The 13,189-nt window shown below is 71.8% G+C and carries 15 protein-coding genes and 1 pseudogene; 8 read left to right on the forward strand and 8 right to left on the reverse strand.

The window, feature by feature from the left end; translation table 11 throughout:
* The first annotated feature begins 47 nt into the window (after positions 1–47).
* The gene (locus ACWED2_RS26865; RefSeq protein ID WP_449693258.1) at positions 48–1,253 is read left to right on the forward strand and encodes an IS110 family transposase; all 1,206 of its coding nucleotides are present in this window, start codon (positions 48–50) and stop codon (positions 1,251–1,253) included.
* A 116-nt stretch (positions 1,254–1,369) separates the two neighbouring features.
* On the opposite strand, the gene msrA is transcribed toward ACWED2_RS26865, so the two are convergent.
* Complete coding sequence (gene msrA / locus ACWED2_RS26870) at positions 1,370–1,885, reverse strand: peptide-methionine (S)-S-oxide reductase MsrA (protein WP_449693259.1); 516 nt, start codon at positions 1,883–1,885, stop codon at positions 1,370–1,372.
* Between the two features lie 138 nt (positions 1,886–2,023).
* Here msrA and ACWED2_RS26875 point away from each other — a divergent pair, with 138 nt between their 5' ends.
* The gene (locus tag ACWED2_RS26875; RefSeq protein ID WP_449693260.1) at positions 2,024–2,404 is read left to right on the forward strand and encodes an STAS domain-containing protein; all 381 of its coding nucleotides are present in this window, start codon (positions 2,024–2,026) and stop codon (positions 2,402–2,404) included.
* Between the two features lie 152 nt (positions 2,405–2,556).
* On the opposite strand, the gene ACWED2_RS26880 is transcribed toward ACWED2_RS26875, so the two are convergent.
* Positions 2,557–2,862 (reverse strand): hypothetical protein, encoded by a 306-nt coding sequence (locus ACWED2_RS26880; protein ID WP_449693261.1) that lies wholly within the window; start codon positions 2,860–2,862, stop codon positions 2,557–2,559.
* 122 nt (positions 2,863–2,984) lie between these two features.
* Between ACWED2_RS26880 and ACWED2_RS26885 the strand changes: the two genes are divergently transcribed.
* Positions 2,985–3,896 carry a hypothetical protein gene (locus tag ACWED2_RS26885; RefSeq protein WP_449693262.1) on the forward strand — a complete coding sequence of 304 codons (912 nt, stop codon included), beginning with the start codon at positions 2,985–2,987 and terminating at the stop codon, positions 3,894–3,896.
* 69 nt (positions 3,897–3,965) lie between these two features.
* A complete protein-coding gene (locus tag ACWED2_RS26890; protein WP_449693263.1) occupies positions 3,966–4,403 on the forward strand; it encodes a L,D-transpeptidase in 438 nt (145 codons plus the stop codon).
* On the opposite strand, the gene ACWED2_RS26895 is transcribed toward ACWED2_RS26890, so the two are convergent.
* The gene (locus ACWED2_RS26895) at positions 4,358–4,768 is read right to left on the reverse strand and encodes a hypothetical protein (RefSeq protein ID WP_449693264.1); all 411 of its coding nucleotides are present in this window, start codon (positions 4,766–4,768) and stop codon (positions 4,358–4,360) included. The two genes, ACWED2_RS26890 and ACWED2_RS26895, sit on opposite strands and share 46 nt — an antisense overlap.
* A gap of 77 nt (positions 4,769–4,845) precedes the next feature.
* Positions 4,846–5,283, reverse strand: coding sequence for a hypothetical protein (locus ACWED2_RS26900; RefSeq protein ID WP_449693265.1), 438 nt, complete (start codon positions 5,281–5,283; stop codon positions 4,846–4,848).
* 105 nt (positions 5,284–5,388) lie between these two features.
* Between ACWED2_RS26900 and ACWED2_RS26905 the strand changes: the two genes are divergently transcribed.
* Positions 5,389–6,750 carry an NAD-dependent succinate-semialdehyde dehydrogenase gene (locus ACWED2_RS26905; protein WP_449693266.1) on the forward strand — a complete coding sequence of 454 codons (1,362 nt, stop codon included), beginning with the start codon at positions 5,389–5,391 and terminating at the stop codon, positions 6,748–6,750.
* A 52-nt stretch (positions 6,751–6,802) separates the two neighbouring features.
* Here ACWED2_RS26905 and ACWED2_RS26910 read toward each other — a convergent pair whose 3' ends face one another.
* Together ACWED2_RS26910 and ACWED2_RS26915 are read right to left on the reverse strand one after the other, a co-directional pair.
* Positions 6,803–7,750, reverse strand: a complete 948-nt coding sequence (locus ACWED2_RS26910) for an LppU/SCO3897 family protein (protein ID WP_449693267.1) — start codon at positions 7,748–7,750, stop codon at positions 6,803–6,805.
* 52 nt (positions 7,751–7,802) lie between these two features.
* Positions 7,803–10,610, reverse strand: a complete 2,808-nt coding sequence (locus tag ACWED2_RS26915) for a BTAD domain-containing putative transcriptional regulator (RefSeq protein ID WP_449693268.1) — start codon at positions 10,608–10,610, stop codon at positions 7,803–7,805.
* Between the two features lie 120 nt (positions 10,611–10,730).
* Here ACWED2_RS26915 and ACWED2_RS26920 point away from each other — a divergent pair, with 120 nt between their 5' ends.
* The gene (locus ACWED2_RS26920; RefSeq protein ID WP_449693269.1) at positions 10,731–10,865 is read left to right on the forward strand and encodes a hypothetical protein; all 135 of its coding nucleotides are present in this window, start codon (positions 10,731–10,733) and stop codon (positions 10,863–10,865) included.
* A 161-nt stretch (positions 10,866–11,026) separates the two neighbouring features.
* Positions 11,027–11,398, forward strand: a complete 372-nt coding sequence (locus ACWED2_RS26925; protein WP_449693270.1) for a DUF742 domain-containing protein — start codon at positions 11,027–11,029, stop codon at positions 11,396–11,398.
* Here ACWED2_RS26925 and ACWED2_RS26930 read toward each other — a convergent pair.
* Complete coding sequence (locus ACWED2_RS26930) at positions 11,385–12,215, reverse strand: alpha/beta fold hydrolase (RefSeq protein ID WP_449693271.1); 831 nt, start codon at positions 12,213–12,215, stop codon at positions 11,385–11,387. The two genes, ACWED2_RS26925 and ACWED2_RS26930, sit on opposite strands and share 14 nt — an antisense overlap.
* A gap of 63 nt (positions 12,216–12,278) precedes the next feature.
* A complete protein-coding gene (locus tag ACWED2_RS26935) occupies positions 12,279–12,902 on the reverse strand; it encodes a TetR/AcrR family transcriptional regulator (RefSeq protein ID WP_449693272.1) in 624 nt (207 codons plus the stop codon).
* Positions 12,903–12,935: 33 nt separating this feature from the next.
* On the opposite strand from ACWED2_RS26935, the pseudogene ACWED2_RS26940 reads away from it, so the two are divergent.
* Positions 12,936–13,187 (forward strand): annotated as a pseudogene (locus ACWED2_RS26940) (SDR family NAD(P)-dependent oxidoreductase); the annotation flags it as partial.
* Positions 13,188–13,189 lie beyond the last annotated feature (2 nt).

The following is a 13,189-nucleotide window of genomic DNA, read 5'->3' on the forward strand; positions in this document are numbered from 1 at the left end:
GATGCCCCACCCGGTGACCACGTCACGGCGAACGAACGGCATGGTGGATGAGCAGCAGCTTCAGCGTGTTTCTCGGCCTGGACGTCGGCAAGGACGCCCATCACGCAGTCGGCCTGGACCCGGACGGCAAGCGGCTGCACGACGGGCCGTTGCCCAACACCGAATCCAAGCTGAAAGCCCTGTTCGACAAACTTGCCCAGCACGGGCCGCTGCTGGTGGTGGTCGACCAACCGGCCACGATCGGCGCGTTGCCGGTCGCGGTCGCCCGCGCCGCCGGTCACCAGGTTGCCTACCTGCCCGGGCTGGCGATGCGCCGCATCGCCGACCTCTATCCCGGGCGCGCGAAGACCGACGCCCGGGACGCGTTCGTCATCGCCGACGCCGCCCGCTCCCTGCCCCACACACTCCGGCCTGTTGATGTCGGTGACGAGGCGCTGGCCGAGCTGGAGGTGCTGGTCGGGTTCGACGACGACCTCGCCGGCGAAGCCACCCGGATCGCCAACCGCATCCGCGGCCTGCTCACCGGCATCCACCCCACCCTCGAACACGCCATCGGCCCGCGGATCAGCCACCCCGCGGTGCTGGAGATCCTCTCCCGTTGCGGCGGCCCGGCCGGGATCGCCAAGGCCGGGCGCCGCAAGCTCACCGCGATCGCCAAGGTCCACGCGCCCCGGATGGGTGAGCGGCTGGTCGAGGCGATCATGACCGCCCTCGGCGAGCAGACCGTCACCGTCCCGGGCACTGCCGCCGCGGACACCGTGCTGCCGCGGCTGGCCGACAGCTTGAAAACCGTGCTTCTCCAGCGCAAGCAGGTCGCCGAGCAGGTCGAGGGGATACTCGATGCGCACCCTCTTGCCGGGGTCCTGACCTCGATGCCCGGCATCGGCGTCAGGACCGCCGCCCGCATCCTGCTCGAGGTCGGCGACGCCTCCAATTTCGCCTCGTCGGGGCATCTTGCCGCCTATGCCGGCATCGCGCCGGTGACCCGCAGCTCCGGCACCAGCATCAAAGGCGAACATCCGGCCCGCACCGGCAACCGCCAGCTCAAACGCGCGTTCTTCCTCGCCGCCTTCGCCGCACTGTCGGATCCGACCAGCAGGGCCTACTACGACCGGAAACGAGCTGAGGGCAAGAAGCACAACGCCGCGCTGATCTGCCTGGCCCGACGCCGCTGCGACGTCCTCTACGCGATGCTCCGCAACGGCACCCACTACCGACACCCCGAACCCACCCCAGCCCCCGCAGCGGCTTGACAACCACATAGGGACACCCCCCGGCTCGGGGCGCAGCCCCGGATGTCACCGCGTCCAAGACGACGAAGGGCCCCTTCGCCGGTGGTCGGCGAAGGGGCCCTTCGGTGGTGCTGGTGTCAGGCGGTCTTCTCACGCTTCGGGAGCTTCCAGCCCGGGCGCACGAAGTGGCACGTGTACCCGTTCGGGATGCGCTGCAGGTAGTCCTGGTGCTCCGGCTCGGCCTCCCAGAAGTCGCCCACCGGGCCGACCTCGGTGACGACCTTGCCCGGCCACAGCCCTGAGGCGTCGACGTCGGCGATCGTGTCTTCGGCGACCCGCTTCTGCTCGTCGTTCTCGAAGAAGATCGCCGAGCGGTAGCTCAGGCCGATGTCGTTGCCCTGGCGGTTCTTCGTCGTCGGGTCGTGCACCTGGAAGAAGAACTCGAGCAGGTCGCGGAACGTCGTCCGCGCGGGGTCGTAGATCACCTCGATGGCCTCGGCGTGGGTGCCGTGGTTGCGGTAGGTGGCGTTCGGGACGTCGCCGCCGCTGTAACCGACCCGGGTCGAGATCACCCCGGGCTGACGGCGGAACAGCTCCTGCATGCCCCAGAAGCAGCCGCCGGCCAGGACGGCCCTTTCGGTTGACGTGGTCACGGCGTCACTCCTTCTTCTCGTGCGGTGCTACCGCCCGTTACAACTGTCCCGGACCCCTGATGATTCCACGCGGGTATTACGGAAGCCTGACGTGACGTGCGACGATGGCCCGGGACGGGATGACTCCCGGGAGGCGCGGTGCGCGACGACGACATCGCCTCGGAACGCTCCGGCGGCGTGCTGGTCGTCGAGATGCGCGGCGAGCCGGGGGCCGCGACGGCGCTGCGCTGGGCGACGGTGCTCGAGACCGCCCTTGGCGAACTGCCGTGGCCCCGGTTCCTGGTCATCGACCTCGGCTCGCTGGCGTCCCTGCCGGCCGGCGGGGTCCGTGGCCTGCTGAACGTGTTCGAGGTGTCCCGGGCGCGCGGCATCCGGGGCTGCCTGATCGTCTCGCCCGGCAGTGACGTCGACCGGATGGTCCGGTTCGCCGGGCCGGCCGGGCCGGTCCCGGTGTTCCCGCACCGCATGCTCGCCATCGCCCGGTACCAGCCGGCCGAGGTGCGCTGGCTGCCCTGGTGAGCCTCAGCCTCAGGCGAGGCCGTAGGTCTGCCGGGTAGCCCACCGTGGCGATCACCCGCCGGCTCGGCTTACCGGATTCCGGCGGGCCCGCCGGCTGGCCCCGCGCAGGCGCGGTTCGGCCCGGCCGGTCGCCCACGCGAAGTGACGCGCAGTCACTCCTGGCGCATCGAGCGGCGGATCTCGGCCAGCCTGTCCTTGGCCGCCTGGTCGCGGTCGGCGATCTGCTTGTCGAGGGTCTCGGCGGTGTTCTCGGTGCCGAGGCCGGCGACGTCGACCGAGCCGAGCGACGTGGTGTACCGGTTCTCGATCTTGTCGCGGACGAAGTCGAAGCTCGGCACCCCGCCCTCGCTGTAGTCGGCCTCCGGCAGCGGCGGCGACGGGATCGCCAGCGCCGCGGTGGGGGTGTCGTCGACGATTTCGCCCTCGACCACGTTCGGGTCGCCGTCGGGTGTGCTCATCTCCCGACTTTAGCGCCGGTGTGGGCAGTCCTGCCGCGACCGGTGGGTAATTCGGCCGTGGGCCCGGCGGTCGCGGTGGGGAATTCTCGACGCGCACAGCCGGTGTCCGGAGGGAGCAGACCATGAGTGCCGGGGCCTACCGCGCCGAAACGGCGGAGATGGGGAGCGTGGTCAGGGCGGTCGAAGACGTCGGGTCGTCCTTCCTGTCGGCCACCCGCGACCTGGAAGGCCTGGTGCTGGACGCGTTGTCGTTCGCCGGGATCGGCAGCGGCGTCGCGGCCGCGAACTCGGCGTTGCACTCGACGCTGGGCAGTGCCCTGCAGAAACTCCTGCACCTGCTGACGAACGTGAACCAGAACGTCCAGAAGGCCGCGGACGGTTACCGCGCCGCCGACTCCGACGTCGCCCAGGCCTACGGCGGCGGGCAGGGCCACGGCGGGGGTGGTGCCGCCGCGGCGGCCGCGCCGCAGCAGCTGGACCCCCGGGTCGTCGACTCGATCATGCGGTCCGAAGGCGCGACGGGCGAACAGGGCGGCGTGCCCGAGGCCTACGGCTTCCGGCAGAACATGCACAACGGCTACGACCGGATCATCGCCGCGCGCGAGCAGTACGGGATCGGCAGCGTCGAGGAACGCGCGGTCGTCGCCGACCTGATGACCGCGAACGCGCGCACGGCGGGCGCGCTCAACTTCACCGACCCCGGCACCCAGGCCGCGATCATGTCCGGCGCGCACATGCGCGGCGCCGGCGGGGTGCGCGCGATCCTCAACCACATGGCGGGCGAGGACATCGTGCGCAGCTCGCGCACGCTGAGCGACGCCGCCGTCCAGCACGCCCAAGGGCTGACGCCCGAGCAGTTCCAGCAGGAGTTCCGCGACGCCCGCATCGAATACGACCGCCAGGTCTACGGCGGGACGACGACCACCCAGGGCGGCCACACGCAGAACTGGTGGGACCGGTACGGCAACGGCCTGACCCGGCGCTACGACCGTGAGCAGGCCGAGTTCCTCGGGCTTTCACGGCCGCAGAACTGATTTCCCGGTTCGAAGATCGCTCGAATGGGCACTCTCGTTGGGTAGCCGAACGACAACGGGAGGCACACGATGAACCGGAGGATGATCGCACTTCTGGGCGGGGTCGCCGCGATGGCGGGGACCGTGGCGTTCGCGGGAACGGCCGAAGCGGCGTCGACGCCGTGCAGTGCCGAAGCGAAGGCCTGCGTCCAGCGCGGTTCGAATACCGCGTGGCTGACCGACGGTGCGGGGAACGTCACCTACGGCGGCGTCCCGATCACCGTGGGGCTGCCGAAGTACCCGACGCCGGTGGGGAAGTTCCACGTGCAGTACAAGGACATCGACCACTACAGCAAGCAGTACAACGGGCCGATGCCGTACTCGGTGTTCTTCACCACCACCGGGGTCGCGTTCCACCAGGGCAGCCTGAAGGTCAAGTCCCACGGGTGCGTGCACCTTTCGCACGCCGCCGCGGTGACGTTCTACAACTCGCTGCACCCGGGTGACGTCGTCGAGGTCGTGCCCTGACCGGTCGGTAGCGGCCGGTCGAGCAGCGCGCCGACGACGGCGCCGAACACCAGGTGATCCAGGATCTGCGGCCCGCGCGGCAACGCCCGCACGGCGGGGTGCGCGCGGGCCGCGATCCCGAGGTCCAGTGCGGCGATGGCCAGTCCCGCGACGGCACCGCCCCCGGCTCCGAGCCGGCGGCGGCGCGCGATCGTGGCGAGGATGCCGGTCCAAGCTGCGGAGACGACGACGTGCGCGATCAGCCCGGCGACGATGCCGGGCTGGTCGCGCCTTCCCGGGAGCAGGGTGCCGGCGGCTCTGGTGGCCGCCAGGAGGTCACGGCCGGTGAGGAGCGCGTGCGCGGTCGACGGTATCCCGCTGACCACGGCGGCGACGGCTCCCGCGCGGACGGCTGTCGGTTGCCTACGACTTACTGCCACGGTGCTGAGGCACTTCTTCCCACTCATCCGGCCAGGTACGCCGCCACCCGGATCCGCAGGCCGCGGATGCGGGGGAGCGCGATGGTGAACGTCCGCGCCGGCCGGTAACCGGGCCACGGGTCGCCGTGGGTGCACGGGCCCGCGAAGTACACGAAGCCGTCTTCGTCGTCGTAGCGGCCTGGTGACCACACCGCCGCGTCGCCCGCGTGGCGGTCCGGGCAGGCCGCTCGGGCGATCCAGTAGGCCTCGTGCTTCATGACGCGGCGCAGCTGCGCGGCGAACCCCGCCAGCTCGGCCTCCGGCAGGCCGAGACCGCGCCTGCTCCACACCCGCGGCGTGCGTTCCGGCGTGCGCGCGGGGCAGCCGAAGGTGACCGCGGCCGCGGTGTACTGCCGGGTCCAGCGAGCGGTTTTCGGGGCCTGTGCGGCGAAATCGGGTCCGCCGGTGAGTTCCAGCGTCATGGGGGAACGATAGTCGATCAAGCGGTGACGGGTACCGCCGCGCGGGTGTCGATCAGTGCTCACATAGTGTATACAGTATCCAGTAGTCTGGCAAAGGAGGCCGCTTTGTACACAGTCACCAATCCGGCGACGGGCGAGCTGGTCGACGAGATCCCCAACGCGGCCGACGAGGAGGTCCGCGCCGCGATCGGCCGGGTGCACCGCGGGTACGCGGGCTGGCGGGCCCGGCCGGTCGCCGACCGCGCCGCGATCGTGTTGCGTGCGGCGGAGCTGTTCGCCGAGCGTGCCGGCGAACTGGCCGCGATCATGACCTTGGAGATGGGCAAGCGGATCAACGAAGGCCGCGGCGAAGTGGGCGTCGTCGCCGACATCTTCCGGTACTACGGCGAGCGCGGCCCGGCCCTGCTGGCGGACGAGCCCCTGCCGATCCGCGGCGGCGAGGCGGTGCTGACGAAGGAGCCGATCGGGGCGCTGCTGGGCGTGATGCCGTGGAACTTCCCGTGCTACCAGGTGGCCCGGTTCGTGGCACCGAACCTGGTGCTGGGCAACACGATCCTGCTGAAGCACGCGTCGATCTGCCCGCGGTCGGCGGTCGCGATCGAGGAGGTGCTGCGCGACGCCGGCGTGCCCGCGGACGCCTACGTCAACGTGTTCGCCTCGAGCCGCCAGGTCCCGTGGATGCTCGCGGACCCGCGCCTGGTCGGCGTGTCCCTGACCGGCAGCGAGCAGGCGGGCGTCTCGGTGGCGGCCGAAGCCGGCCGGAACCTCAAGAAGTGCGTCCTGGAACTGGGCGGCTCCGACCCGCTGATCGTGCTGGACACCGACGACCTGGACGAGACGGTCAAGATCACGGCGACGGCCCGGATGCGCAACTGCGGCCAGTCGTGCAACGCACCCAAGCGCATCATCGTCCTGGCCGAGCTGTACGAGGAGTTCGTGGACCGGTTCGCCAAGCGCATGACGGAGTACTACGTCCCGGGCGACCCGGCGGACCCGTCGACCACCCTGCCGCCACTGGCCTCGAAATCGGCGGCGGACGAGGTGGCGGCCCAGGTGGCGACGGCAATCCGCGAGGGGGCGACGCTGCGCGCGGGCGGCCACCGCATCCCGGGCCCGGGAGCGTACGTGGAGGCAACGGTCCTGACGGAGGTGACGCCCGAAATGGCGGCGTACCACGAGGAGATCTTCGGCCCGGTGGCGCTGGTGTTCCGAGCGGAGACGGAAGCCGAGGCCGTGGCACTGGCGAACGACACCCCGTTCGGGCTGGGGGCAAGCGTGTTCGCGACCGACCGGGCACGCGCGGCTCGAGTGGCACGGCGCATCGAGGCGGGGATGGTGTACGTGAACAAGTCGGGCGGTTCGGAGGCGGACCTGCCGTTCGGGGGCATCAAGCGGTCGGGGATCGGGCGGGAGCTGGGACCGTTGGGGCTCGAAGAGTTCATGAACAAGAAACCGATACGCCTCTGACCGGCTGGGTTGCCCCGCCGCTCTTTGAGTGGCGGGGCAGGTCGCTCAACCCCTACTTCTTGATCGACTGCATGCAGAACGTGGTCGCCGCGAGGGAGCCTGGCATGCTCCAGGAAGCCGCCTGGTCCGCGCCGGGGAAGTCCTTGCAGATCTCCTCGACCGTCTTCGACAGGCCGCCCATCTTGCTCAGGCCGTCCACCTGGCCGAGCACCTTCGCCGCACCCTTTGTGCAGGGAACGATGTGGAGCTCGCTACCGGCGCCCGTCGCCATGCAGTCGCCGGGCGCCGGCTTGCGGTTGTCCGGGTTCTTCAGGTCCTCCAGGCACAGGATCTTCGACGACAGGCTGCCCTGCCGCTTCCACTCCATCGAGGCGGCCGCGGACGGGACCTTGGCGCAGACCGCGGTCGTGAGCCCGGCCAGCGCGCCGCCGTTCTCGACGCCCGCCACCTTGTAGCTCGCCTCCGGTCCACAAGGGACTTTTTCGGCGTGGGCGGCGTCCGACAGGTCGCCCTTGAGGCAGTCGCCCACCAGCGGCATGCCCTTGCCCGGGTGCTTCACGTCCTCCAGGCAGAACAGCGTGCCCTTCGCGACCTCGGTGCCCTCCCAGTACGCGGCGGTCGCCGCCGGGAACTGGTCGCAGCCGCCGAAACTCATCGCCACCTGGGACTGGTCCGGGAGCTTGCCGACGATCTTGTAGTCGGCCTCCGGGCCACAGGCCACCGAGGTCACGCTGTCGGCTTTTTCCGTGTTGCCCTTGAGGCAGTCGCCGACGTTGGTGCTCTTGGCCGTGAACGACGAGGCCAGCCCGGCCACGACCACGATCACGAGGAACACGAGGGGAATCCCGATCCCCAGCGCGAGTTTGAGGCCACTGCGCTTCTTGGCCGGCAACCCGAGCGGCGGCGCCGGGTACGGCGGGTACGGCGGCAGGGCGGCCCCCGGGTGGAACGGATTCGCTTCCGGCGTGGGCTGCTGCGGTCTGTCCTCGGGCGTCGTCATGGAAGATCCCCCCAGAGCTGAACATGATCGGAAGCTGGATCTTACCCGGCGGTCAGTCCGTGGCCCGGCCCGGCGCGGACCGGCGCGAAGACTCGCCGAGCAGGGCGCGTACCTCCTGAGCTTCCGGAACGCGCAACTCCGTGTACGCAACCAACGCGGCTTCGAGGTGCGCCACCGCCTCGACGTCATTCCCGGCGGCTCGATGCGCCACCCCCAACCCGTGCTGGGCAAAAGCGCGTTCCCGGAGGTGGCCCGTCCGAAGCGCCAGCGCCAACGCCTTCTCGTACAACGAAATCGCCTCGGCGCCCGTTTTGGTCGCCGCCAGGTCGTTCAAGGCCGTGACTTCGAGGTTCGTGTTTCCACCCTCCCGGGCGAACTCCAACGCGCGGCGGAAGTGCTCGTCGGCTTCCTCCGGACGGCCTAGACCCGCGTACGCGCTGCCCAGGGACGACAGCACCGGCCCGCCCAGGCCCGCCGAGCCGAGGTCCTCGGCGATGCGACCGCTGCGGCGCAGGTATTCCACCGCCTTCCGGTGGTCGCCGCACCAGCGGTGGTGCTCGCCGATGTTGCACAGCGCGATGCCCTCCAGCAGCGCGTGGCCCGTCCGGCGCGCCGCCGCCAGGGCCAGGTGGTACTGCTCGCGCGCCTCCGCGCGCCGGCCGCGGATGTCGACGATCGTGGCGATGCTGTTGCGGGTCATGCTTTCCAGCAGGTCGTCCCGCTGCGCCAGGGCCTGGGAGAGGGCCCGCTCGAGATGCGCGGCGGCCGCGTCGAAACGGCCGAGCTGGATCAGGGTCACGCCGACCGCTTGCTCGGCGAATCCCCGCTCCCGCGTGCCGGGGGCCGTCAACGCGAGTGCGGTGGTGTGGAGCGTGAGCGCCTCGTGGTGGTGCGCCGAGATGTAGAGGTAGCGCCAGAGCGTCGCCGACAGCTTGACCACGTGCCCGGCCAGTGCCTCCGGGGCGCTGGTGGCCAGCGCCAGCATCGTGGCCCGCTCCGCGTCCAGCCAGGCCCGGTCGGCCTGGACGCCCGTGAAGCGGGGACGCGGTCCGGGCACGCGTGGCCGCAGGTAGGGCTCGTGGGGCGAGAACAGGTCCATCGCCGCCGATGCCCAGCACAGGTAGTGGTCGAACAAGCGGGTCGAGGCCGCCAGGCGGACGGCGGGGTCGTCGGTCGCCGCCACGAGCTCGGCCGCGTAGAGCTTGACCAGGTCGTGCATCCGGAAGCGGCCCGGCAGGTGCTCCTCCAGGAGGTTGGCCGCGCACAGCACGCGCACGGCCCGGGCGTCGCCCAGCAGAGCCGTCGCGGCCGCGCGGCCGATGTCTTCGGTCGGCACCAGCCCCAGCAGGCGGAACGCCGAGGCGGCAGCGGCGGGGAGCGAGCGGTAGGACGCGTCGAACACCGCACGCAGGCTCGCGGTCAGCTCCCCGGTGTCCAGGGCATCCAGCCGGCCTTCGCGCAGTTCGGTGGCCAGCGTGGCCAGCCGCCGGTCCGGCTGGGCCGCGACGCGGGCGGCGACGATCGCCAGTGCCAGCGCCATTCCGCCGCACTGGTCCAGGATTTCCTGCGCCGCTTCGGGTTCTTCGGCCAGCCGGGCCGCGCCCAGCTTGTGCGCGAGCAGTTCCCGCGCCTGGCCTTCGTCGAGGGTACGCAGCGGCAGCGCGCTCGCGCCGTGCGTCGTGAGCAGGCCGCCGAGCTCGTGGCGGCTCGTGACGAGGACCGAACAGGACGATCCGCCGGGCAGCAGCGGCGTCACGTGCCGGGTGTCCCGCGCGTTGTCGAGCACCACGAGCAGCCGTCGCCGGGCCGTGAGGCTGCGGTACAGCGCCGCCTGCCCGTCCGGGTCTGGCGGGATCGACGCCGCCGCGACGCCGAGCGCGCCGAGGAAGCCGCGGACGGCCTGCTCGGCCGGCACCGGTTCGCGGGCCGGGTCGAAGCCGCGCAGGTCGGCGTACAACTGGCCGTCGGGGTAGCGGCTCGCGTGGTCGGTCGCCCAGCGCACCGCCAGCCACGTCTTCCCGAGACCGCCCGCGCCGGAGATCACCGCGACCGCGCCGTCCGGGCCGAGCATCCGGTCGAGCGCCGCCAGTTCGGCAGCGCGCCCGCAGAACGACGACGTCGCGGCCGGGAGCTGCCGCGGCTCCGGGCCGCTGCCGGCCAGGATCCGTTCGTGCAGGCCGCGCAGCCGGGGGCCCGGGTCGGCGCCGAGCTCGTCCGCCAGGCGTGCCCGCACCTGTTCGTACTCGCGCAGCGCGTCGGCCGGACGTCCGTCCAGGAACAGCGCCTCGATCCGCTGGGCCGCCGCCCGCTCGCCGGCGTCCGCGGCGGGCCGGGCGAGCACGGCGGCGTGGGCGCCGGTGCGCAGCCGCAGGTCGTCGCGGTCCAGCACGGCCGTCTCGCGCCGGCGTTCCAGCTCGCCGCGGACCTCGTCCACCCACGGCGAGTCCAGCTCGCTGAGCGGGGTGCCGCGCCAGAGCGCCAGGGCTTCGTCGTACAGCGCGAGCGCGGCGTGGTCGTCGTCCGCCTCCTTCGCCTGCCGGAGGAGGTTTTCGAACCGGTGGACGTCCACCAGCAGCGGATCGGCCCGGAGGACGTAGCCGTCACGTTCGCGTTCGATCGTCACGCCGTCCAGCGCGCCCAGCAAGGTGCGCAGCCGCGAGACGTACGCGTACAGCGAGCTCCGCGGCTGCCGGGGTGGCCGCTCGCCCCACACGCGGTCGACGAGCCGGTCGACCGGGACCGCCCGGCCGACGTCGAGGAGCAGCACCGCCAGCACGTCACGCTGCCGCGCGTGCCCGATGTCGACCCGGGTACCGCCGGCCACGACCTCGACGGCACCCAGCACCCGCAGTTCCACCACACCCGCCCCTCCCTTGCCTCAGGCGTAGCGGATCCGGGGCGCCTGAGCAAGGTCTGCCCAAGGTTTTCCCAATGCCCCCCGCGCACCGTGGCGGCACGCCACGACCGAGGGGAGATCCCGATGATTTCCGACGCCTACCTCCGCGCCCGCATCGCCGAGGTCCAGCAGGAGTTCGCCGCCGCGAAGGCGTGGCTGCGCCGCCTGCGCGTCCGCCGCCGGAAGGCGCGGAAGCCGGGGGAGTTGTCAGAACACTGATAATCCCGCTGGATGACCTTCCTCCCTCGGGGTGGCGTCGTTCAACGGCGCCGCTCCGACCAGCAGTTTACCGTCCGTTAGCCTGTTCGGTCGATTGCGGTGGAGTCGATCACGGTGTCGAATAATCGCCTACAAGGATTAATCGCCGTGAGGAGCTGGCTGTGCACTGGGGGACCGCGCTCGACGACGGAGGGGCGGCAGGTCTCGTCCGTCCGTACTTCCGGACCCACGGCCGAACCCGCCCGACGCGGGACCTTCCCGTCGAAACGCTCGTCTCCACCACCCCGCGCGGCCGGGCCATGACACGCAACAGCACGGCGGAAGAGTCGGAGATATGCGTGCTGTGCTGCACTTCGCAGTCGGTGGCCGAAGTGGCCGCGCGGCGGCGGCTGCCGCTCGGCGTGGCGCGGGTGCTGCTCTCCGACCTCGCCGACCGCGGGCTCGTCGCCGTGCACACCACGAAGAAGGGCAACGGCAACCGCCCGAGCATGGACCTGATGAAGCGCATCCTTCACGGCCTCAGCCGGCTGTGAACTCCCGGATCAGCCGGGCGAACTCGGCCGGCCGGTCGAGCGGCAGCAGCGTGTAGCTGTCGGCGACTTCGGCGAGCTTTCCCTTGGGCAGCAGGGCGGCCAGCCGCCGGCCGTGCTCGAGCGGCATCACGCGGTCCTCGGTGGCCCAGACGACCAGCGCCGGCCGGTCGAAGCCCGGCAGCCGCTCGGCCGCCTTCAGCAGGATGTCCGGGGTGGCGGCGGCCGCCCGCAGGACGCGGACGGTGTCGCGGCGGATGCCGGCCTGGCTCAGCAGCGGCCGCAGCCAGCGGGCCGTGGCCGCGTCCCCGCGCTTGGTCAACCGGCCGAACGCGATCGGGAGCCGTCGCACCGCGCGCAGCCGCATCTGCTGCATGAACACCCCGAACAGGCGCGGTGGCAGTTTCCCGGTCAGGAACAGCGTCTTCCCGGTGAGCCCGGGCGGGAAGTTGTCGAAGGCGTCGCAGGAGGCGAGCACGACCCGGCCGACCCGCGGGGCGTCGTCCGCCATCAGCAGCTGCACCAGCGCGCCGCCGGTGTCGACGCCGACCAGGGTGACGTCTCGCAGGTCGAGGCGCTCCAGGAACTCCGAGAGCAGCCGTGCGAGACCGGGCATCGACAGGTCGGCGTCGTCCCGCATCGGCTGCCGGTGCGCACCGAGCGGCAGGGTCGGGACGACGCAACGGAGGCCGGCCAGGTCGGCCGTCGGGCCGTCCCAGAGCGAGCCGTCCATCAGCAGGCCGTGGACGAAGACGACGGCCGGGCCGGCCCCGCCGGTGTCGGTGTACTCGACGGTGCCCGCGGACAGCTCGACCTGCATTGACGCCTCCCAGAGAAGTTCCCCGGGCAGAAGTGAACCACGTGGTTCGCAAACTGTCGAGGATCAGGGAGCGGCTTCCTCCCGTTCGACCGCCCGCAGCAACGCCGCGAACCCGGCCGCCGCGCCTTCGCCGTCCGGGCTGGTGAGCAGATCCACGAGGAAACCGCGCAGGGTCGCGAGCACCATCTCGGCGACCTCGAGCTTGCGCCGCTCCGGCCAGTGCGGCGGGCAGAACGACACCAGCGTCGGCAGGTACTGCTGGGACGCGCCCCGGCCGAGCGCGGCGTAGCGGCCCGGGTCGTACATCGCCAGGCCCATCGCCTGGTCGAGGACGCGCCGCAGCTGCGTCTCCTCGTCGCGGAGGCTCACCCAGGCGGCCCGGACGCGGCCGGCGAGCGTCGGCGACTCCGCGGCGACGGCCGTCAGCGCGTTGCCGATCCGCCGCTCGCGCAGCGCGAACACCACCTGCCGCAACAGGTCTTCGGTGCCTTCGAAGTGGTAGAGCAGCACCTTGTGCGTCGTCCCGGCCGCCCGTGCGGCCCGCCGCAGCGAAAAGTCGACGAGCCCGTTCTCGGCGACGTCGTCGGTGATCTTCGCCAGCAGTTCCCGGCGCCGGGCCTCGCCGCGCGGCGACCCGGCCGACCGCCGGTACCCCGCCCTCGCCGGTTCGTCGGTAGCGTTGTCCACGAAGGACAGCTTGGCACGGGGGAGGGGGCGGTCATGCGGGTACTGGTGACCGGGGGCAACGCCGGGATCGGCTACTTCGCCGCCGAGCAGCCGGCTTCGGCGGGCGCGGAAGTGGTGATCGGCAGCCGCGACCCGGGCAAGGCGCAGGCCGCGGCCGGGTCGATCCGCGCGCGCGTTCCCGGGGCGAAGGCCGGGCACGTCCGGCTGGACCTCGCCGAGCTGGGCTCACTCGAACCGGATGTGGGCGTGCTGGGCGCCGTCGTCTGCAACGCCGGCGTCGCGCTCGG

This window comes from Amycolatopsis sp. NPDC005003, from assembly GCF_053600695.1.